Here is a 19,916-nt window from a genome sequence, read left to right as displayed (position 1 = left end):
TGCAACCGACTTCCACTACCACGGCGGCCAGGCGCCTGTTTCAAAATATGCCGCCGCGAAAATTGTTGGACGGCGTCGGGGCTTAGCACGATACTAATCGCTTCGGCTTCCGCTGCCCGGATGTACCGGCAGCGGCGGCATGGGTTTCCAGCCGTTGTCCGCGAGGATACTCCGCGATTCACGCCATCCACGCCAGAGCGCACCGGCCCCTTTGAGGGTCCGCTCAACGAGGACCAGCCGGACAAGTTCCTTCAGGAAGGTCAGTGCGGTACCCACTGCGAAACCGGCGCGGTTGTATCTGCCGTAGGCCCGCAAATAGTGCGCCACGTGCCCGCGGTTGCGCATCACATAGCGCCGGCTCAGGTCAGACGAATCATTAAGGTGCCGCAGGCCCAGGTCCACCTGGCGCTGTGCCCGGACCTTCCTGATGACAAAGGCGTTGACGTACACCACCGGCGTCTTTTGAGCGGCAAGCCAGCCGTAGATGAGGTCGTCCCAGGTGATGAAGAACCGCGGGTCCGGCAAGCCGATGCTCCGCGCCACGGAGGCCTTGATCAGCATCCCTTCGAAGTTACCCACATTCGTGCGGAAGACGTCGGAGTGCCGGAACACGTCGCGCGAGACCGGGAGGAAGATGCCCAGTGCCTCGACGAAGTGGTGCTGCCAGAAGAACGGTTTGCCGTTGGCGTCGTAGCGCCGGCCGATCATGCACGAGTAGTCCGGGGTGAACCTGTCCAGTGCCTCCACGGCACCTGGAAGCACCTCTACGTCGTCGTCCATCAGCCACAGCCATTCGGCGCCGGACTCCAGCGCCAGTTCCACGCCCCGGGAGAATCCGCCGGCCCCGCCGACGTTCCGGTCGAGCCGTTCGTACTGGATGGGTGGTCCGCCGTCGGCGGCCGCCCGCGCTACGACGTCGGCTGTATGGTCGGTGCTGGCGTTGTCCACGACAAGGATCCGCGCCGGTGCGGAGCTGAGCTGCGCGAAGGATGCCAGCAGGTTGCGCAGGAAGTCGGCGCGGTTATACGTGACGACGACGGCGTACAGGTTTTCCACGTCGGCCTAGCTTTTGGAGGACATCAGTTCCGCCGGCGAGCCGAAGCCCTTGCCGCGGAAGCCGGTGGAATAGGCCCTGAACCAGTGCGCCAGGCCTTTGAGGTCACCGGTTGTGAGGAAGTAGTAGGGGAAACCGACGATGTCGGCACTGAACCAGCGCAGGTTCCGGTACTTGCGGGTGAGGTAGCCGCGGTTCCGGAAATAGCAGTAGCGCTTGAACTCGCCCTCGGGGATTACGGGGGTAATGAACCCGCCGAACACCGGTTTCATCTCGCTCCAGGTGGCCGGGTGCTGCACAGCGACTGTGGCCAGGGTGCCGTATTTGAGCCCGGCTTTTTTCACCCGGGACAGGAAGTCCACTTCGTCACCGCGGATGAAGAACTTCACGTCCGGAATGCCGATCCGGTAAAAAACCTCGGTCCGGATCAGCGCACCGTTGAAGAAGTGCACCATGTCCGGAAGGTAGCCCATCGGCGCCAGCCGTGACCGGTCGTTGGTGAGCAGTCCGTTGATGCGGAAATTGAAAGACAGCCGGTTGGGGTCCGCCGTGGCCGCAACGAGCGGGCTGATGATGTCCAACTGGTGCTCCCCGGCCGTGCGGAGCAGCTCGGCCAGGCAGCTGGCGTCTTCGGGATGGCCGTCGTCGTCCATCATCCAGATCCACTCGGCGCCGCTGGCCATGGCCGCCAGGATGGCATAGGCAAAACCGCCCGCGCCGCCGAGGTTGGCATCGGAGCGCAGGTAGTTGATGTTCTGCGCTCCCCCTGCTTTGACCACGTCGGTGGCGGGTACGGTGCCGGAGTCGACCAGGGCGATCGAATGGATCGGGGCAGTCTGCCCGGCCAGCCCCTTCAGCAGCAGGGCAAGCTCCTCGTGGCGGTCGAAGGTTACGGCTGCCACGGCAACTTTGGGCTGCATGTCAGTTCCCTGCCTGGTTGTCGGTGGTGCTGATTGCACTGCTGCCCGCGGCGGAAGCGCCAGCGTCCGGGGTGGATGATGCAGCCTCCTCGACCTCCGGTGCGGCGGATGCCTCCGGTTCCTCCTCAGCCATGGGGATTTCGCCCAGGCCCAGGACGCCCGGGACGTGCTCGCGCAACCGGTCCAGGCTCACTGCCCCGTTGCGCACCACGCGCAGGATGGGGCCGGTGGCGTCCACGATGGTGGACGGAACGCCGGCTTCACCCTCCAGCGGGCGGGGGCCGCCCTCCAGGTACACCTCCACCGAGTCGGCCAGCTGTTCCCGTGCCGCTGCAGCCGTCTGGGCCGGGGCCTGGCCCGTGCGGTTGGCCGAGGACACGGCCAATGGTCCCGTCAGGGTCAGCAGTTCCAGGGCCACCTCGTCGGCGGGCATCCGGAGGGCCACGGTGCCTTTGGTTTCGCCGAGGTCCCAGTCCAGCGAGGGCTGGGCGTGCAGGATCAGGGTCAGGCCGCCGGGCCAGAAGGCCTCCGCCAGTTTGCGGGCCTCGGCCGACACCTCGGTTGCCAGGCCGTCCAGTGCGTTAATGCGCGGGATCAGGACGGGCGGGGGCATGGTGCGGCTGCGTCCCTTGGACACCAGCAGCATGGTGACGGCCTGCGGCGAGAACCCATCTGCGCCGATGCCGTACACGGTGTCCGTGGGAAGCACGACGCACTTCTTTTCGCTGATGGCACGCTGGGCATGTTCCAGTCCCCGTGCCCGTTCGTCGTCAGTGGTGCAGTCATAAGTTGTGGTCACTGGCCCATTCTTTCATTCCGTATGGCCTGGTCCGCGAGCAGGGCACTGGTGGCGCGCTCCTTGCCGTTGAGGTCCAGGTGCGTCGTGATGGTTGTCCAGGATCCCGTCCTGGCAAGCATTGCGGCAATCCAGCCGGACTGGACTTCCGCGTGTTCCATGACGAAGTAGCCCCCTGGACGCAGCAGCCGGGCAGCGGAGGCGGCCGCCGCCGTCGGAAGTTCCATGCCGTCCGCTCCCCCGCCGTACAAAGCCTCCGGGGGATCGTGCAGGGCTACTTCGGGTTCGTTGGGGATGGCTTCGGCCGGGATGTACGGCGGGTTGGAAACCACGACGTCGACAGTTCCGTTGAGTTCCGGAAAGGCATCGCGCAGGTCCCCCAGGACAAGGTTGACGCCCAGGGGGGCCAGGTTTTTCGCTGCCCAGGCGTGCGCAAACGGGCTGAATTCGACGGCGTGCACCTCGGCGCCCGGCACTTCATGCGCCAGCGAACCGGCGATGGCACCGGAGCCCGTCCCGAGGTCCACGATCCGGGGGTGGGGCATGTCCTTGACGTGGTCGATGGCCAGCTGGACCACGGATTCGGTCTCCGGACGCGGGATGAATACCCCGGGCCCCACAGCCAGTTCCAGGTAGCGGAAGTGCGCCACGCCAGTGATGTGCTGCAGGGGGACCCTGCCGGCGCGCTCGGCCACGAGGGCTTCGTAGCCTTCGGGAGCAGGCGTATCACCCAGCATCATGGCGCGCAGGCGCCCGAGCCCCACGTTCAGCAGGTGGTCGGCGAGCAGTTCCGCGTCCACGCGCGGACTGGGTACGCCTGCCTCGGCCAGTATTGCCGCGGCCTCGCGGACCGCCGCGGCCAGGGACTGGGAAGGCGCCGCGGGGGCGGGCTCAGTCATGCGAAGCTCCCGGTCAGTCGCCGATGGCGTCCAGCCGCGCCTGCTCATCCATCTCGATGGCGGACTGGATCACCGGTTCGAGGTCCCCGTTCATGACCTGGTCAAGGTTGTAGGCCTTGTAGCCGGTGCGGTGGTCGGCGATCCGGTTTTCCGGGTAGTTGTAGGTCCGGATGCGCTCCGAGCGGTCCATGGTGCGGATCTGCGACTTGCGCTGGGCGGAATTCTCGGCGTCGATCTGCTCCTGCTGGTGGGCCAGGATGCGGGCGCGCAGGACGCGCATGCCGGCCTCGCGGTTCTGCAGCTGTGATTTCTCGTTCTGCATGGCCACCACGATCCCGGTGGGAAGGTGGGTGATGCGGACGGCGGAGTCCGTGGTGTTAACCGACTGCCCGCCGGGGCCGGATGACCGGTAGACGTCGATCTTCAGGTCGTTCTGGTTGATTTCGAGCTCTTCAGGCTCGTCCACTTCCGGCAGGACCAGCACGCCGGCGGCGGAGGTGTGGATGCGGCCCTGGGATTCCGTGACGGGGACGCGCTGGACGCGATGCACGCCGCCTTCGAACTTGAGCCGGGCGTAGACGCCCTCCGCGGGGTCGTTGGAGTTGCCCTTGACGGCCACCTGGACGTCCTTGTACCCGCCAAGGTCGGACTCGGTGGCGGAGATGATTTCAGTCTTCCAGCCGCGTGACTCCGCGTACCGGGTGTACATGCGCAGCAGGTCCCCGGCGAACAGGGCAGCTTCGTCGCCGCCTTCACCGCCCTTGACTTCAAGGATCACGTTGCGGGCATCGTCAGGATCGCGGGGAATCAGCAGGCGGCGAAGCTTGGCGGCAGCAGTCTCCAGTGCGGTTTCGAGTTCAGGCACCTCGGCAGCGAACTCGGGATCCTCGTCAGCCATCTCCTTGGCGGCAGCAAGATCGTCCCGGATGCCTTCCCACTTGTGATATGCCTCAACAATGCCATTGAGCTGAGCCGACCGCCGCCCGAGCTTCCGGGCAAGCCGCTGGTCAGCATAAACAGCAGGATCCCCCAGCTGCGCCTGGATAGCATCATGCTCATCAAGCAGGCCCTGTACGGACTCAAACATCTATAAACCTCTTTCGTTCTGCACCTAGTTTAGTCAGGCACAGGAATCCATTCCCAAAGCATGCGCGGCACCCGGTGAGCTCGTGCCGGCCGCGCGGATTTTCCGCCCCGGGAGTGGCTTCGGGCCTGCCGGAGCGTGGCGGCTCAGGTCCGTCAGGACTGAGCCGCCACGCGAAGGGGCGGGGGCGGAAAACCCGCGCGGCCCCCCAAGCCGCGGGATTTTCCGGCACCCCGCCCCTTTACTCAGCTACTTGTCGTTATCCGACTTCGCGCCAAGCGTCGTCTTCTGGACCTGCATGAGGAACTCGACGTTGCTCTGGGTTTCCCGGATCTTGTTGGTGAGCAGTTCAAGGCTCTGCTGGGTCTCGAGTCCGGAGAGGACGCGGCGCAGCTTCCACATGATCTTGACTTCTTCGGGCGAGAGCAGGTTCTCCTCGCGGCGGGTGCCGGAGGCGTTGACGTCCACGGCCGGGAAGATGCGCTTGTCCGCCAGCTGGCGGGACAGGCGGAGCTCCATGTTGCCGGTGCCCTTGAACTCTTCGAAGATGACCTCGTCCATCTTGGAACCGGTCTCGACGAGGGCGGTGGCCAGGATGGTGAGCGAGCCGCCGTTCTCGATGTTGCGGGCGGCACCGAAGAAGCGCTTGGGCGGGTACAGGGCTGCGGAGTCCACACCGCCGGACAGGATGCGGCCGGAGGCCGGTGCTGCCAGGTTGTAGGCACGGCCCAGGCGGGTCATGGAGTCCAGGAGGACCACCACGTCCATGCCCATTTCCACGAGGCGCTTGGCGCGTTCGATGGAGAGTTCGGCCACGGTTGTGTGGTCGTCGGCGGGACGGTCGAAGGTGGAGGCGATGACCTCACCCTTGACCGTGCGCTGCATGTCCGTCACTTCTTCGGGGCGTTCGTCGACCAGCACCATCATGAGGTGGACCTCAGGGTTGTTGGTGGTGATCGCGTTGGCGATGGACTGCAGGATGAGCGTCTTGCCGGCCTTGGGCGGGGAGACGATCAGGCCGCGCTGGCCCTTGCCGATGGGGGCAACGAGGTCGATGACGCGGGGACCGATCTTCTTGGGGTCGGTCTCCAGGCGCAGGCGCTCGGACGGGTACAGCGGGACCAGTTTGGCGAACTCTACGCGGTCCTTGAGCTCTTCCGGGGTCTTGCCGTTGACAGAGGTCACGCGCACCAGGGCGTTGAACTTCTGGCGGTTGGACTGCTGGCTGCGGTCTTCGCCGTCACGGGGTGCGCGGATGGCACCGACCACGGCGTCGCCCTTGCGGAGGTTGTACTTCTTGACCTGGGCCAGGGAGACGTAGACGTCGTTGGGGCCGGGCAGGTAGCCGGAGGTGCGGATGAACGCGTAGTTCTCCAGGACGTCCAGGATGCCGGCGACGGGCAGCAGCACGTCGTCCTCGGTGATCTCGACGTCGTCGACGTCGGGGCCCTGGTTGCGGCCGCGGCGGCGGTCGTTGCGGTCGCGGAAGCGGTCGTTGCGGGAGTTGTCCCGGTCCTGGCCGCCGGAGCGGTCATTGCGGTCGTTCCGGTCGCGGCGGTTCCGGCGGTTCCGGCGGCTTCCGCCGTCGCTGTCGTCGTTGTCGCGGTTGTCCCGGCTGCCTTCACGCTGGCCGGCATCACGGCTGCCGCTGTTGTCACGGCCGCCGTCCGAGTCGCGGGAGGTGTTGTCGCGGCCGCGGGTGCGGCCGCCGTCGCGGCGTTCGGTGCGCTGGCCGGCGTCGCCCGTTTCAATTGCGGGGGCTTCGGTACGCTGTTCGCCGGAACGCTGTTCCGTGGCGGGCTGCTCTGCCGGGGTTTCCGCCGGGGCTTCCTGGATGGCCACGGCAGCAGCCTCGCTGCGGCGGCGGTTGCGGGTGCGGGGCTGGCGGCGCTCCTGGGCGCCCTCAGTTCCCTCCGTGGTTTCCGCGGGGGCGGCCGACGGCGACTCAACCGTTGCGCCGGAAGGCGCGGCAGCGGTTTCCGCGACGGGAGCTTCGGCAACCGGGGCAACCACACCGTCACTGACGGCGCGGCGGCTGCGGCCGCGTCCGCGGGCACGGGTACCCTCGGCGGCGGGAGCTTCGGCGGCCGGGGCCTCCGGAGCGGAAGCCGGTGCAGCTGAAGCCACGGCGGTTTGCGGAGCCTTTTCCGCTGCCGTTGCGGGGGCCTTGGCGGTGAGTGTCCCTGCACGGTGGGCGGAAATGGCCGAGACCAGATCCCCCTTGCGCATGCGGGATCCGCCCGAGATACCGAGCTGGCTGGCCAGGGCCTGCAGCTGGGCGAGCTTCAGGCCGGCGAGGCCGCTGCTCTTGGCGGTTGCGGCCGGTGATTCGGCAGCAGAAGTTGTGTGTTCCACAGCTGGCGACAGCTCAGTGGTTTCGGTCACGAAGGATCCTTCCCCCTCGACGGCGTCCAGACTGGGAGCTGGGCGCGATGATTTGATCTGGGCTGCAGTTCAGATCTGCAGCCGGGATTTCGGCCTTGCCGGTTGGATTTCGGCCAGCAGGGCCGGATACTGATTCACCTTGCGCTGCGCCCATGGCACAACGCCGGGCTGACGGTTCAGGGGCAGTTGAATGCTGCAGATTCCTGCGACAGACCAAGCAGGCGGCACCGGAATACATTCACAGTGGTAGATCAAATAGCAACTGTATGCAGGAGCAGATCAGATAGGCGGAATTACCGCCGGTGCAGTTCAACCTTAGCACCTTCAACGTCCACTGCCAGCTTCAGCACGCGCCAGCCGATGTCCGGCGTGTTCTCCGCCGTGTAAGCCTCGATGAAGGCGAGGGCGTGGCCTGCCTGCTCTTCGCCGTTTGCCAGCACCAGGACGGTGGGCCCGGCCCCGGAAACCACTGCCGCGTAGCCTGCTTTGCGGAGTGCGCTGATCAAGGCGGCACTCGGCCGCATGGCGTCGGCGCGGTAGCTCTGGTGCAGGTAATCCTCAGTGCCCGGCAACAGGAATTCGGGGTTCTGCGTCAGCGCGTGGATCAGCAGGGCGGCACGGCCGGAGTTCATGGCGGCCGCATGGTGTCCCACGGAAGCCGGCAGCAGGGCGCGGGCCGCTTCAGTGGACAGTTCGAAGTTGGGGACCGCCACGATGGGGATCACGGACCTGGCCACGGTGGCACGGGTGCTGCTGTACTGCTCACTGTCCTGCCATGACAGCGCCAGTCCGCCGAAAAGGGCCGGTGCCACGTTGTCCGGATGGCCCTCCAGTTCACTGGTGAGCTGGAGGATCCAGTCCTTTCCGCGCTGGTCTTCGGCCGGCACCATGGCGTTGGCAGCCGAGACTGCGGCCACCACTGCGGATGCAGACGAGCCCAGGCCGCGGCCATGCGGGTTGACGTTGTCGGCAACCACCTTCAGTCCGCCGTGCCGGTAACCCAGCCGCTCAAAAGCCGCGTCCATGGCGCGGACCACCAGGTGGCTGGCATCCCGCGGCAGGGTGTCAGCCCCCTCGCCGTGGAGCTCGAAAACGAGTTCTTCGGTGTCGAGGCTTTCCACGGTGAGGGTGTCATGCAGGGCCAGCGCAAGCCCAAGGCTGTCGTAGCCGGGGCCCAGGTTCGCACTCGTGGCGGGGACCCGGACGGTGACGCGCTGCCCCGGCTCTATCAGGTGCAGTCCGACCGCGGCCTGTGAGGTGGTGTCCAAGGCTATTTTTCTTCCAGTCCCAGTTCAGCGGCAACGGTGACCACATCGTTTGGAACCTTGACGGGCTGGACGTCGCTGCCGTCCTCCGTGCGCAGGGCCCACTGGGGGTCCTTCAGGCCGTGGCCGGTGACGGTGATGACGATGGTCTTGCCGGAGGGCACGTCGCCGGCGGCGTGCTTCTTGAGCAGGCCGGCCACACCGGCGGCGGAGCCCGGCTCCACGAACACGCCTTCACGGGATGACAGCCAGCGGTGGGCGTTCAGGATTTCCTCGTCGGTGACGGCTTCGATGAGTCCGCCGGATTCGTCACGTGCACCCACGGCCCCGTCCCACGACGCAGGATTTCCGATGCGGATGGCCGTGGCGATGGTGTCCGGCTCGGTGATGGGGTGCCCGGCTACGAACGGTGCTGCCCCGGCAGCCTGGAAGCCCCACATGGCCGGCGTCCTGGTGGAAACGGCGGGAAGCGTGCCGGCTGCTTCGGACTCGAATGGAGCCGAGTACTCCTTGTAGCCCTTCCAGTACGCGGTGATGTTGCCGGCGTTCCCCACGGGCAGGACGTGGATATCCGGTGCGTCGCCCAGGGCGTCCACCACTTCGAAAGCGCCGGTTTTCTGTCCCTGGATCCGGGCAGGATTGACGGAGTTGACCAGGAAGACGGGGTAGGACTCCCCCAGTTTGCGGGCGATGTCCAGGCAGTTGTCGAAGTTGCCGTCGACCTGCAGGAGGGTGGCGCCGTGGGCGATGGCCTGGCTGAGCTTGCCCATCGAGATCTTGCCTTCGGGCACCAGGACGGCGCACTTCAGGCCGGCGGCGGTTGCGTAGGCAGCGGCGGACGCGGAGGTGTTGCCGGTGGAAGCGCACACAACGGCCTTGGCACCGGAGGCCACCGCGGCGGTCATGGCCATGGTCATGCCGCGGTCCTTGAAGGATCCGGTTGGGTTCATCCCTTCGACCTTCAGGTAGACCTGGGAACCGGTGAGTTCGGAGAGCTTCTGCGCGTGCACCAGCGGGGTGCCGCCCTCGCCCAGGGTGATGACCCTGGTGGACTCCGTCACGGGCAGACGGTCAGCGTATTCGCGGATGACACCGCGCCATTGGTGAGCCACTTAGACTCCTTCTACCCGCAAAACGGATGTAACTGAATTGATGACGTCCAGGCCCTTCACGGCCTCGACGGTGGCTGCAAGGGCAGCCTCTGACGCACGGTGGGTGACAATCCGCAGTTCGGCCGACTCCACGTTGGATTCGGCGTCACGGTGGATGGTCTGCCGCATGATTTCGATGGAGACGCCGTGGCCGGCGAACAGCTGGGCGATCTTTGCCAGCACGCCCGGCTGGTCTGCGACGTCCAGGCCGATGTAATAGCTGGTGGTGGCCGCGTCGATGGGAAGCGCCGGAACGTGGCCGGTGGTGGTTTCGGTACGTCCCGGGCCGCCCAGGACCAGGCGGCGGGCTGCTGAGACGAGATCGCCCAGCACGGCGGATGCCGTGGGGGTGCCGCCGGCTCCCTGGCCGTAGAACATCAGCTCACCGGCGTTTTCGGCCTCGATGAACACGGCATTGAACGCCCCGCGCACGGCGGCCAGCGGGTGTTCGCGCGGCAGGAGGGTGGGGTGGACGCGGACGGACACGCCTTCCTTGCCGTCGGCGCCGGTCAGTTTTTCCGCGATGGCCAGCAGCTTGATGACGAAACCAGCATCCTTGGCGGCGGCGATGTCCCCGGCGCTGACGGACGTGATGCCTTCACAGTGGACGTCGTCCAGGGCGAAGCGGGTGTGGAAGGACAGCGAGGCCAGGATGGCGGCCTTCGCTGCAGCGTCGTGGCCTTCGATGTCGGCAGTGGGGTCCGCTTCCGCGTAGCCAAGGCGCTGGGCCTCGGCCAGGGCGTCGGAGAACTGGGCGCCGGTGGTGTCCATCTGGTCGAGGATGAAGTTGGTGGTGCCGTTGACGATGCCCAGCACCCGGGTGATCCGGTCGCCGGAGAGGCTGTCGCGGATGGGGCGGAGGATGGGGATGGCTCCGGCCACGGCGGCTTCGTAGGACAGTTGGACGCCTGCTTTGTCGGCCTCTTCGTAGAGGGTGGGTCCGTCCTGGGCCAGGAGCGCCTTGTTGCCCGTGACCACGCAGGCGCCGTTGCGCAGCGCGGAGAGGATCAGCGTGCGGGCCGGTTCAATGCCGCCCATCAGTTCGATCACCAGGTCGGCGTCCTTGACCAGGGTGTCGGCGTCGGTGGTGAAGAGCTCCTGCGGCAGGTCCACGTCACGCGGGGCGTTGACGTTGCGCACGGCAATGCCGCTGAGCTGCAGGCGGGCACCGGTGCGGGCGGCGAGGGCGTCTGCGTCCTCAATGAGGATCCGCGCAACCTGGGCCCCAACGTTGCCACAGCCCAACAGGGCCACTTTCAGCGTTCGCATTTCCGTCATTCAGGCTCCCATGTCGCGGTTCAGCAGGTCTTCTTCGGTTTCCCCGCGGACAATCAGCCGGGCAGATCCGTCGCGCACCGCGACAACGCCCGGCCGGGCCAGATAGTTGTAGTTGCTCGAGAGGGCCCAGCAGTAGGCGCCGGTTCCCGGTACAGCAAGCAGATCACCGGCTGCCACGTCCTCGGGCAGATATACATCTCTAACAACTATGTCGCCGCTCTCGCAATGTTTGCCCACCACGCGGGACAGTTGCGGAGCCGCGTCGGATGTGCGCGAGGCCAAAACGGCCGAATAATCCGCGTCGTACAGCACCGGCCGGGCGTTATCGCTCATGCCGCCGTCAACCGAAACATACCGGCGCGGATACGTAACGTTGTTGCCCGCGTCACCGCCGGCGGAAGCCGCAGGGGCATCCACGCGGACCGTCTTCAGCGTGCCCACCTCGTAGAGGGTGAAGGTGGTGCTGCCCACGATGGCGCGGCCGGGCTCGATGGAGATGCGGGGCGCGTCGATGCCCAGCTCGGCGCAGGTTGAACGCACGACGGCGGCCATCGCCGTCGCGATTTCCGCTGCGGGGCGCGGGGTATCCACCGGGGTGTAGGCGATCCCGTACCCGCCGCCGAGGTCCAGTTCGGGCATGGTGATGGAGTACTTGCCCTGCATGGCGGCCAGGAAGCGCAGGAGCTTCTGGGCGGCCAGGGCAAAACCGTCCGGCTCGAAGATCTGCGAGCCGATGTGGCAGTGCAGGCCCAGCAGTTCGATGCCGGGGTGCGCTGCTGCCGCCGCCACTGCTTCCTCTGCGGCGGAGATGCCTGCCTCATCGGTGGTGTCGGCCGCCATGGAGAGGCCAAACTTCTGGTCCTCGTGGGCGGTGGCGATGAATTCGTGCGTGTGGGCGTGGACGCCGGGAGTGAGCCGAAGCATGACCTTCGCCTGTTCACCGCGGGCCTGGGCAATGCTCCCTACGCGCTGCAGTTCGGCCAGGCTGTCCACCACGATCCGGCCCAGGCCCATGTCAAGGGCCCGGTGGATCTCGGCGTCGGACTTGTTGTTGCCGTGCAGGGCGACGTCCGCCCCGGGAATCCCGGCCCGGTGGGCAACGGCGAGTTCCCCGCCAGATGCCGTATCCAGGCGCAGCCCTTCCTCCTCCACCCACCGGACAACCGAGGTGCACAGGAACGACTTCCCGGCGTAGTAGACGTCCACTCCCCCGCAGATGTCCGCGAACGCGTCATTGAACGCGTCGCTGAAGGCCCTGGCCCGGGCGCGGAAGTCGTTCTCGCTCATGACGAAAAGCGGCGTGCCGTACTGCCGCTGCAACTCGCTGACGGGGATACCGTCAATGCTGAGTTCGCCATCCCCGTTGCGCGCCACGTCACGGGCCCACATGGGTTGGTGGAGGGCATTGAGGTCCGCCGGAACGGCGAGCCATTCCGGGGCAAGCGGAGAACCCTGTGCTGCTGTCTGCGTCATCGGTCCTACATCCGTTCCGGGGCTGAAACGCCCAGCAGGTCAAGTCCGTTGGCCAGCACCTGGCTGGTGGCGTCGTTGAGCCACAGCCGGGTGCGGTTGAGGTCGGTCACCGCTTCGTCACCCATGGGGGCAATGCGGCAGGCGTCGTACCAGCGGTGGTAGGCCCCGGCGATGGCCTCCAGGTGGCGGGCAACGCGGTGCGGTTCGCGCAGCTCTGCCGCCTTGGCCACGATGGACGGGTAGCTGCCCAGGTAGGACAGCAGCTCATTTTCGGTGGCATGGTCCAGCAGCGAGGCCTCGAATGCTGAGCGGTCCACGCCTGCATCCACCGCATTGCGTGCGGCGCCGCGCGAACGGGCATGGGCGTACTGCACATAGAACACGGGGTTCTCATTGCTGTGCTTCTTCAACAGCTCCGGATCAAGGGTCAACGGCGAATCGGCCGGGAACCGGGCCAGGGAGTAGCGGACGGCGTCCTTGCCCAGCCAGTCGATCAGGTCCTTGAGCTCGATGATGTTGCCGGCGCGCTTGGACAGCTTGGCTCCGTTAACGGACACCAGCTGGCCGATCAGGACCTCAATGTTCGTTTCGGGGTCATCGCCGGCAGCGGCGGCGATGGCCTTCAGCCGGTTGATGTAGCCGTGGTGGTCAGCGCCCAGGAGGTAGATCTTCTCGGTGAAACCGCGGTCCTTCTTGGACAGGTAGTAGGCGGCATCCGCGGCGAAGTAGGTGGGCTCGCCGTTCGCACGGATCATCACGCGGTCCTTGTCATCGCCAAAGTCCGTGGTCCGCAGCCAGACCGCACCGCCGTCGTCGAACACGTGGCCCTGTTCACGAAGGCGCGCCACGGCACTTTCGATAGCGCCGGCGTCGTGCAGTTCCTGCTCGGAGAAGAAGACGTCGAACTCCACGCCGAAGTCCGCCAGGGTGGCCTTGATGTCCTTCATCTGCGCTTCGTAGGCGGCGGCGCGGATGACCGGCAGCGCGGCAACCTCGGTGAGTTCGCGGATGTCCGGGTGCGCGGTGAGCACTTCGTGGCCAAGGTCTGCGATGTACTGGCCCGGGTAGCCGCCGTCGGGCACGGGAAGGCCGTGCAGCCGGTTGTAGACGGAGTGCGCGAAGGTGTTCATCTGCGAGCCGGCGTCGTTAATGTAGTACTCGGCCGTGACGTCAGCGCCGGAAGCGCGCAGCACGCGGGCGATCGAATCCCCCAGGGCAGCCCAACGGGTGTGGCCGATATGGAGGGGCCCGGTGGGGTTGGCGGACACGAATTCCATATTCACGGTGCGCCCGGCGAGCGCCGTGTTGGTGCCGTAGTCCTTGCCGGCCTCCACGATGGCCTTTGCCAGTGCACCGGCGGCTGCGGCGTCCACTGTGATGTTCAGGAAGCCGGGTCCGGCGATGTCCACGGCGGAGACGCCGTTGATCGACTTGAGGCGGGCGCTGAGCACGCTGGCGAATTCGCGCGGGTTGGTGCCCGCCTGCTTGGCCAGCTGCAGGGCGATGTTGGTGGCCCAGTCGCCGTGGTCCCGGTTCTTGGGCCGCTCCACGCGCACGTCCTCGGGAACTGCTGATGCCGCGAGAGCAATCTCGCCGGCGGCGACGGCGTCCTTGAGGCAGGCGGATATGGCGAGGGAAAGTTCTTCGGGAGTCACCCCTCTAGACTACCGGGGGCCAGTGACAGCAAAGAATTTGGCGCTCCTGGCTGCCTTCCCGGACGCATCCGGAAGAGTGCGGTGAACCATTCGCGTGGATCCGGCGTTGACTAAACCGTAGCGAAAGTGAACGGTATAGCCCCAAAAGTGAAACGAGAGCCTTCATGAGACCCTCCAGCCCCCAAAGCCCCGACACCTCCGGCACTGCGTTCCGCAAAAGCATTTTCGCCGGTCTCGCAGGCCTGTCCCTCGCAGGAACGGTGGCGGGCTGCGCACCGTCCGCGGCGGACAGCACCCCTGGCACCACGGGAACCCCGGCCGCTCCTGCTGCCGGTTCTGCCGCCCCTGCCGGCACAGGCGGCAGTTACAAGGACGGCACCTACAGCGCGGACGGGAACTACGTGTCCCCAAACGGCACGGAAACCGTGGGCGTGCAGTTGACGCTGGCGGCAGGAAAAGTCACGGACGTGCAGATCACCCAGCACCCGTCCAATCCAAACACCCGGAAGTTCCAAGGCCAGTTCGCCGGCGGCATCGCCGCGCAGGTGGTGGGCAGGAACATCGACGAGCTTAACGTTTCCAAGGTTGCGGGGTCCTCCCTGACCAGCGGAGGCTTCAACCAGGCCGTCGACAAGATCAAGGCGGAGGCGCAGTAGGCAGTGCCCGTCAGGGACTGGGAGGACTTTTCGTTCCAGGGCATTGGAACCGCCTGGGAAATCACCACTGCGCAGCCATTGCCGCCCTCCCTTCGCGCACGCCTCCTGGACAGGGTTGAAAAATTCGACGGCGACTGGTCCCGTTTCCGTCCCGACTCACGGGTGGCTCAGCTGGCACGGACGCCGGGACGTTATGCCTTTCCGGAGGAGGCCGCCCCGCTGGGCGAGCTGTACCGCCTGCTGTACCGGGTTACCGGCGGCGCCATGACCCCGCTGATCGGCGGCAGCCTGGAACGCCTGGGGTATGACGCAGCGTATTCGCTGCGGCCGGCCGGTCCGCCGCTGCCCGCCCCGGCCTGGGAATCGGTACTCACCTGGTCCGGAACAGTCCTGACCGCGAGCGCCCCCGCGCTGCTGGATATCGGCGCGGCCGGCAAGGGCCTGTTGGTGGACCTGCTGTCCGCGGAGCTCTTGGATGCGGGCGTTGGCGCGTTCGTCATCGATGCCGGCGGCGACCTCCTGGCCCGCGGAGCAGGGCCCGTCAGCGTGGCGCTTGAACACCCCTACAACCCGGCCCAGGCGATCGGGAAGATCGACCTGGACGGCCGCGCCCTGTGTGCCTCCGCCGCCAACCGCCGCGCCTGGGGCGACGGGCTGCACCACGTCCTGGACGGGACCACCGGGCAGCCGGTGCGGACCGCCGTCGCCACCTGGACCCTGGCTGGGACGGCCATGCTGGCCGATGCCCTTGCAACGGCCCTGTTCTTTGTTCCCGGCGCCGCGCTCCAGGAAACCTTTGATTTTTCCTGGCTGACCGTCTTTTCCGACGGCAGCGCCGCCTACTCCGCCGAATTCGAAGGGACGCTGTTCTCATGAACCCCGTGGAAACGCCGCACGCCCGCCCGCCCGCGTCCCTGGCCGGCCGGATGGGGACTGCCGTGGGCAGGTTCACCATGTACCGGATTACCCTGGTGGTCCTGGCGGTGCTGGCCGCCTACAGCGTCCTGCTCAACATCCTGGGCTGGCTCACGTTCGGCATTCCGGACATGCTGGTCCACCTTGCACTGTGCCTGGGCCTGACCTACGCCTCCAACCGGGCGCTGGCGGCTTTTTTCCGGGTGAACCCCCATACGGAGTCGTCCCTCATCACGGGGCTGCTGCTCTATTTCCTGTTCTGGCCGTCGCTCCAGCCGCTGGACCTGGCCGGGGTGGCACTGGCGTGTACCCTGGCATCCGCCTCGAAATACGCACTGGCGTGGCGTGGCCGGCACATCTTCAATCCCGCTGCCGCCGGTGCGTTTGCCACCGGACTGACCGGATTGAACATTGCAACGTGGTGGGCGGCGACTCCTGCCATGCTGTGGCTGCTGCTGCCGGGCGTGCTGCTGGTCCTGTACCGAACCCACAAAGTGCTGATGGCGTCCGTGTTCACGCTGGTGGCCAGCGCCGTCATCACGCTGGAACTGCTTCGCTCCGGCATGACGGCGGGCATGGGCATCTACCAGGCCCTGGCACAGCGGCCGGTCCTGTTCTTCGTCGGATTCATGCTGACCGAGCCCCTGACGCTGCCGCCCCGCCGCCGGCAACAGTTGGCGCTGGCCGCCGTGGTGGCGGTGCTCTTTGCCGCCCCCTGGAACCTGGGCATCTTTGCCAACTCACCTGAGGCCGCCCTGCTGGCCGGCAACCTGCTGGCCTTCCTGGCAGGCCAGCGCGGGGCCGTGAAGCTCCGGCTCACGGGTACCCGGCAGCTGACGCCGGCCACCACCGAGTTCTCCTTCCAACCTGCCCGGCCGGTGCGTTTCCTTCCCGGCCAGTACATGGAAGTGGACCTGCCGCAGGCCAGGCCTGACGGGAGGGGCCGACGACGGATGTTCAGTTTGACCGGCTCCCCCGGCGAGCGCCTGGTGAAGTTTGCCGTGCGGACGGCCGGCCCCTTGTCCGCGGCAAAGGAGTCGCTCCTGGCGCTGCGGCCGGGAGACGAAGTGGCAGCCACGGCAGTGGGCGGCGACTTTGTCCTGCCGCGCGATCCGCACCGCCCGGTGCTGCTCATCGCAGCGGGCATCGGGATCACCCCCTTCGTTTCGCATCTGTCCTCAGGGGGCCTGCGGGAGCGGGACGCAGTACTCCTCCTCCTGGCCAGGAGCGCTGATGAAGTGGCCTATGCGGAAGAACTCCGGGATTCCGGCATCCGGGTGCTTGTCCGCACGGCGGATGGTTCACGGCCGCCGTCCGGACTGGCCTCCGCTGCCGGTGACGCCGGCCCCCGGGACGGCTCGCAGGAAGACCGGCTCCCCGGGGACCGGCTGGACGGGAAAACCCTTGCGGCACTGGTGCCGGACATAGCGGCCCGCGAGGTCTATGTGTCGGGGTCCCCGGCGAGCGTTGCATCGCTGCGCCGCGCGGCGAAGAGCGCGGGCGCCCGGCGGGTCCGGACAGACTCTTTCTCCGGCTACTGAGGACACCTGATTGCCCGCCCCTTCCCCGTCCAGGTGTCGGTTTTCCCTTGCGGGCCACCTTCCTGCTAAGCTCTAGGACGTCCCGCCGGGAACGGCAGGAAATCCGGATTGCCCTCGTAGCTCAGGGGATAGAGCGTCTGCCTCCGGAGCAGAAGGCCGTAGGTTCGAATCCTACCGAGGGCACAGAAAACCCCGCCGCTTCAGTGAAGCGGCGGGGTTCTTTCGTTGCATCCCTTATCCGGTCCCACCCCGCGTGCCGCAGGATCAAAATTTCAGGGCGGCCTCATCAAGCGTGGCCAGGGTCAGCACGGCTTCCTCGACCGTTTCGTGGTCCTCCAGCTCACGCTCGAGCCGGCGGAGGGTTACGGCCACCTCGTGTTCGGGATGGTCCCCCTGCAGGTCAACGGCCGCCACGAGATACAGCTTGCGGGGTCCCACGAATTCCAGGTGCAGGTAGGTGAGCCGGGCGATGTCCGGGTGCTCCAGCACCCGCCGGGCCATGGACCGTTCGATGTCAGGGGTGACGCCCTGGCCCACCAGGAAACGCCTGTTCCGGTCGATCAGGACGACGGCGACGACGGCCAGCAGTACGCCGACGGCGATCGAACCGATCGCATCCGGCAGCGGCGATCCCGTGACCTGATGCAGGAACACGCCCACGAATGCCACCACGAGGCCGATCAGCGCGGCAGCGTCCTCGGCGAAGACGGCGCGCAGGGTGGGATCGGAGCTAATGAGTACCTGCTCCAGCGTGTGCCGGTCCAGCTCGTGGGCCGCCTTCCTGGTCTGCCGGAAGGCCTGGACGAAGGAGATTCCCTCGAAAACGAAAGCCACGGCCAGGACCACGTAGGCCACAGCGAAATCCGCGGCAGGTTCCGGCTCAATGATCTGCTGGATGCCATGCATGATGGACACCACCGCGCCGGCGGTAAACAGGCCGAACGCGGCGAACATGGACCACACATAGGCTTCCCGGCCGTACCCCATGGGATGGCTCTTGTCCCGGGGCCGGGCGGAACGGCGCTCGGCGAAGAACAGGAACACCTGGTTTCCGGTATCTGCCCAGGAGTGCGCTGCCTCCGCCGCCATGGAGGCCGAGCCCGTCAGGACAGCGGCCACTGACTTCGCCGCCGCCACAAGGGTGTTGGCCACGAAGGCGATAATGACCGTCAGCAGGGTTGAGCTGGACGTGGAGCCCTTTTCGGTTTCAGCCATGCGCTTACCGTACCCACCTGCGCCTGCTGCAGTACCAGGATGGCTGACCAATCTGGGGCCGCGGCCTGCCGTTGATTGTCACTGGCTCCTCTTAAGCTGAAACCACCTAGCTGAGGGAGTACGCCATGCACGTTCAGTTCTGTTCCATCGTTCCGCCCTATCTGTTGCGCCGGCTGGCGCAACAGGACGCTCCCGGGTTCTCTTCCGCGGCCAGCGCCGCGCGGAAGGCCCTGGGCCACGTCGAATCATTCCAGGCTGCACGCGCACAGGCTGTCCCGGTCCTTCCGCCCAGCCTGCGGCAGGCCAAGCCGGGTCCGGTGAACCGCACCGTATACGATGCGGGCGGTGAAGAGACCCTGCCGGGCAGGCTGGTCCGTAAGGAAGGCGGGCGTGCCACCGGCGATGCCGCCACCGATGAGGCCTACGACGGACTGGGACACACCCACCGGCTGTATGCCGAGGCCTTTGGACGGGATTCGATTGACGGACGCGGGCTGAAGCTTGATGCCACGGTGCACTTCGGAAATCTGTACGACAACGCTTTCTGGAACGGCACCCAAATGGTGTTTGGCGATGGCGACGGTGACGTCTTTGAACGGTTCACCAAGTCCATCAGCGTCATCGGCCACGAACTGGCGCACGGCGTTACCCAATACTCGGCCGGACTTGTTTACCGGAACCAGGCGGGTGCCCTGAATGAATCGATGTCGGATGTCTTTGGCGCGCTCGTTGAGCAATACGTCCGGAAGCAGACCGCGGCCCAGGCCAGCTGGCTGATCGGGGAAGGCCTCTTTACGTCCAACGTCCAGGGGCTGGCCCTTCGGTCCATGAAAGCCCCCGGAACGGCATACGACGACGACGTGCTGGGCAAGGACCCGCAACCAGATTCCATGGACTCCTACGTCCGGACCAGCGCTGACAATGGCGGCGTGCACATCAACTCCGGCATCCCCAACCGCGCGTTCTACCTGGTTGCGGATGCCCTGGGCGGCCACGCCTGGGAGGCTCCCGGCCGCATCTGGTACGAGGCCCTTACCAATGGGTCGTTGCCGCCGGCCGCAACGTTTACCGTCTTTGCCCGCGCCACGGTACGTGCCGCCACGGACCTTTTTGGTTCGGACTCCAAAGAGCATGACGCCGTACGGGGGGCGTGGGAAACTGTAAAGGTCAAGGTTTAACCACCACCGGCTGCCGGGTCACAGGCCGCCGGGCCAGAGGAAAGCCCAGGGGCCAGGCCATGAAGATCAAGGTGGAGCGGAGCGGCGGGTTGGCTGCGGTCACGCGGGTGTGGACCGTTGATGCCCAGTCGGACAGTGACCTCAGCCAGTGGCAGCCCCTTGTGGAGGCCTGCCCCTGGGACGCCGTTCCCAGCACCCCGCGGGCAGCCGCCGCGGCTTTCGAGGCACCGCAGCCTGACCGCTTCATGTACTCCATCTCGGCAGGGCAGCGCCGGGCTGCCCTGCCGGAACATGCCCTCACCGGTCCCTGGCGCGTCCTGGTTGATACCGCACGGGCGGCCGCAGAAGAATCTCCCGGCGGGTCCCGGCCCGGGGCTGGTGGAGGCGGTCCCGCCTGAAGGTGCGTGCCGCAGCAGGGAGTCGAATGAAGGGCTGTTTCTGTCCGGCAGTA

17 protein-coding genes and 1 tRNA gene are annotated in these 19,916 nt (G+C 66.6%); 6 read left to right on the top strand and 12 right to left on the bottom strand.

Going from position 1 to position 19,916, the window contains the following annotated elements; all coding sequences use genetic code 11:
• Positions 1–93 precede the first annotated feature (93 nt).
• From ASG86_RS13500 to argS, 11 genes are all read right to left on the bottom strand, one after another.
• Positions 94–1,056: a glycosyltransferase gene (locus tag ASG86_RS13500; protein ID WP_056335066.1), complete on the bottom strand. Its 963-nt coding sequence runs from the start codon at positions 1,054–1,056 to the stop codon at positions 94–96.
• A 6-nt stretch (positions 1,057–1,062) separates the two neighbouring features.
• Positions 1,063–1,974, bottom strand: a complete 912-nt coding sequence (locus ASG86_RS13495; RefSeq protein WP_056335063.1) for a glycosyltransferase — start codon at positions 1,972–1,974, stop codon at positions 1,063–1,065.
• Between the two features lies 1 nt (position 1,975).
• Positions 1,976–2,773: an L-threonylcarbamoyladenylate synthase gene (locus tag ASG86_RS13490; protein WP_056335062.1), complete on the bottom strand. Its 798-nt coding sequence runs from the start codon at positions 2,771–2,773 to the stop codon at positions 1,976–1,978.
• Positions 2,770–3,669, bottom strand: a complete 900-nt coding sequence (prmC, locus tag ASG86_RS13485) for a peptide chain release factor N(5)-glutamine methyltransferase (protein ID WP_056335058.1) — start codon at positions 3,667–3,669, stop codon at positions 2,770–2,772. The genes ASG86_RS13490 and prmC overlap by 4 nt, the downstream gene beginning before the upstream one ends.
• Positions 3,670–3,682: 13 nt before the next feature.
• Positions 3,683–4,756 (bottom strand): peptide chain release factor 1, encoded by a 1,074-nt coding sequence (gene prfA, locus ASG86_RS13480; protein WP_056335055.1) that lies wholly within the window; start codon positions 4,754–4,756, stop codon positions 3,683–3,685.
• A gap of 246 nt (positions 4,757–5,002) precedes the next feature.
• Positions 5,003–7,138, bottom strand: coding sequence for a transcription termination factor Rho (gene rho / locus ASG86_RS13475; protein ID WP_056335054.1), 2,136 nt, complete (start codon positions 7,136–7,138; stop codon positions 5,003–5,005).
• Between the two features lie 293 nt (positions 7,139–7,431).
• Positions 7,432–8,406, bottom strand: coding sequence for a homoserine kinase (thrB, locus tag ASG86_RS13470; RefSeq protein ID WP_056335051.1), 975 nt, complete (start codon positions 8,404–8,406; stop codon positions 7,432–7,434).
• A gap of 2 nt (positions 8,407–8,408) precedes the next feature.
• Positions 8,409–9,515 carry a threonine synthase gene (gene thrC / locus ASG86_RS13465; RefSeq protein ID WP_056335048.1) on the bottom strand — a complete coding sequence of 369 codons (1,107 nt, stop codon included), beginning with the start codon at positions 9,513–9,515 and terminating at the stop codon, positions 8,409–8,411.
• The gene (locus tag ASG86_RS13460) at positions 9,516–10,832 is read right to left on the bottom strand and encodes a homoserine dehydrogenase (protein ID WP_056335046.1); all 1,317 of its coding nucleotides are present in this window, start codon (positions 10,830–10,832) and stop codon (positions 9,516–9,518) included.
• A complete protein-coding gene (gene lysA, locus ASG86_RS13455; RefSeq protein ID WP_056335043.1) occupies positions 10,833–12,305 on the bottom strand; it encodes a diaminopimelate decarboxylase in 1,473 nt (490 codons plus the stop codon).
• A gap of 5 nt (positions 12,306–12,310) precedes the next feature.
• Positions 12,311–13,960 carry an arginine--tRNA ligase gene (gene argS / locus ASG86_RS13450; protein ID WP_056335040.1) on the bottom strand — a complete coding sequence of 550 codons (1,650 nt, stop codon included), beginning with the start codon at positions 13,958–13,960 and terminating at the stop codon, positions 12,311–12,313.
• Positions 13,961–14,124: 164 nt separating this feature from the next.
• Between argS and ASG86_RS13445 the strand changes: the two genes are divergently transcribed.
• The 4 genes from ASG86_RS13445 to ASG86_RS13430 all read left to right on the top strand — a co-directional run bounded on the left by ASG86_RS13445 (position 14,125) and on the right by ASG86_RS13430 (position 17,255).
• On the top strand, positions 14,125–14,616 hold the full coding sequence (locus ASG86_RS13445; RefSeq protein WP_056335037.1) for an FMN-binding protein: 492 nt from the start codon (positions 14,125–14,127) through the stop codon (positions 14,614–14,616).
• Between the two features lie 3 nt (positions 14,617–14,619).
• Positions 14,620–15,492: an FAD:protein FMN transferase gene (locus tag ASG86_RS13440; RefSeq protein WP_056335034.1), complete on the top strand. Its 873-nt coding sequence runs from the start codon at positions 14,620–14,622 to the stop codon at positions 15,490–15,492.
• Positions 15,489–17,072 carry a ferredoxin--NADP reductase gene (locus ASG86_RS13435; protein ID WP_056335031.1) on the top strand — a complete coding sequence of 528 codons (1,584 nt, stop codon included), beginning with the start codon at positions 15,489–15,491 and terminating at the stop codon, positions 17,070–17,072. Before ASG86_RS13440 ends, ASG86_RS13435 begins: the two co-directional genes overlap by 4 nt.
• A 110-nt stretch (positions 17,073–17,182) precedes the next feature.
• Positions 17,183–17,255, top strand: a tRNA-Arg gene (locus ASG86_RS13430).
• An 81-nt stretch (positions 17,256–17,336) separates the two neighbouring features.
• Here the strand turns inward: ASG86_RS13430 and ASG86_RS13425 are convergent.
• Positions 17,337–18,287, bottom strand: a complete 951-nt coding sequence (locus tag ASG86_RS13425; protein WP_056335029.1) for a cation diffusion facilitator family transporter — start codon at positions 18,285–18,287, stop codon at positions 17,337–17,339.
• A gap of 125 nt (positions 18,288–18,412) precedes the next feature.
• Between ASG86_RS13425 and ASG86_RS13420 the strand changes: the two genes are divergently transcribed.
• Positions 18,413–19,465, top strand: coding sequence for a M4 family metallopeptidase (locus ASG86_RS13420; protein WP_056335026.1), 1,053 nt, complete (start codon positions 18,413–18,415; stop codon positions 19,463–19,465).
• A 59-nt stretch (positions 19,466–19,524) separates the two neighbouring features.
• On the top strand, positions 19,525–19,863 hold the full coding sequence (locus ASG86_RS13415) for a protealysin inhibitor emfourin (RefSeq protein ID WP_056335023.1): 339 nt from the start codon (positions 19,525–19,527) through the stop codon (positions 19,861–19,863).
• Positions 19,864–19,916: the final 53 nt, after the last annotated feature.

It is taken from the genome of Arthrobacter sp. Soil764 (genome assembly GCF_001428075.1).
In the GTDB taxonomy this organism is placed as follows: Bacteria; Actinomycetota; Actinomycetes; order Actinomycetales; family Micrococcaceae; genus Arthrobacter.
This window is presented reverse-complemented; position numbering and strand designations above follow the sequence as displayed.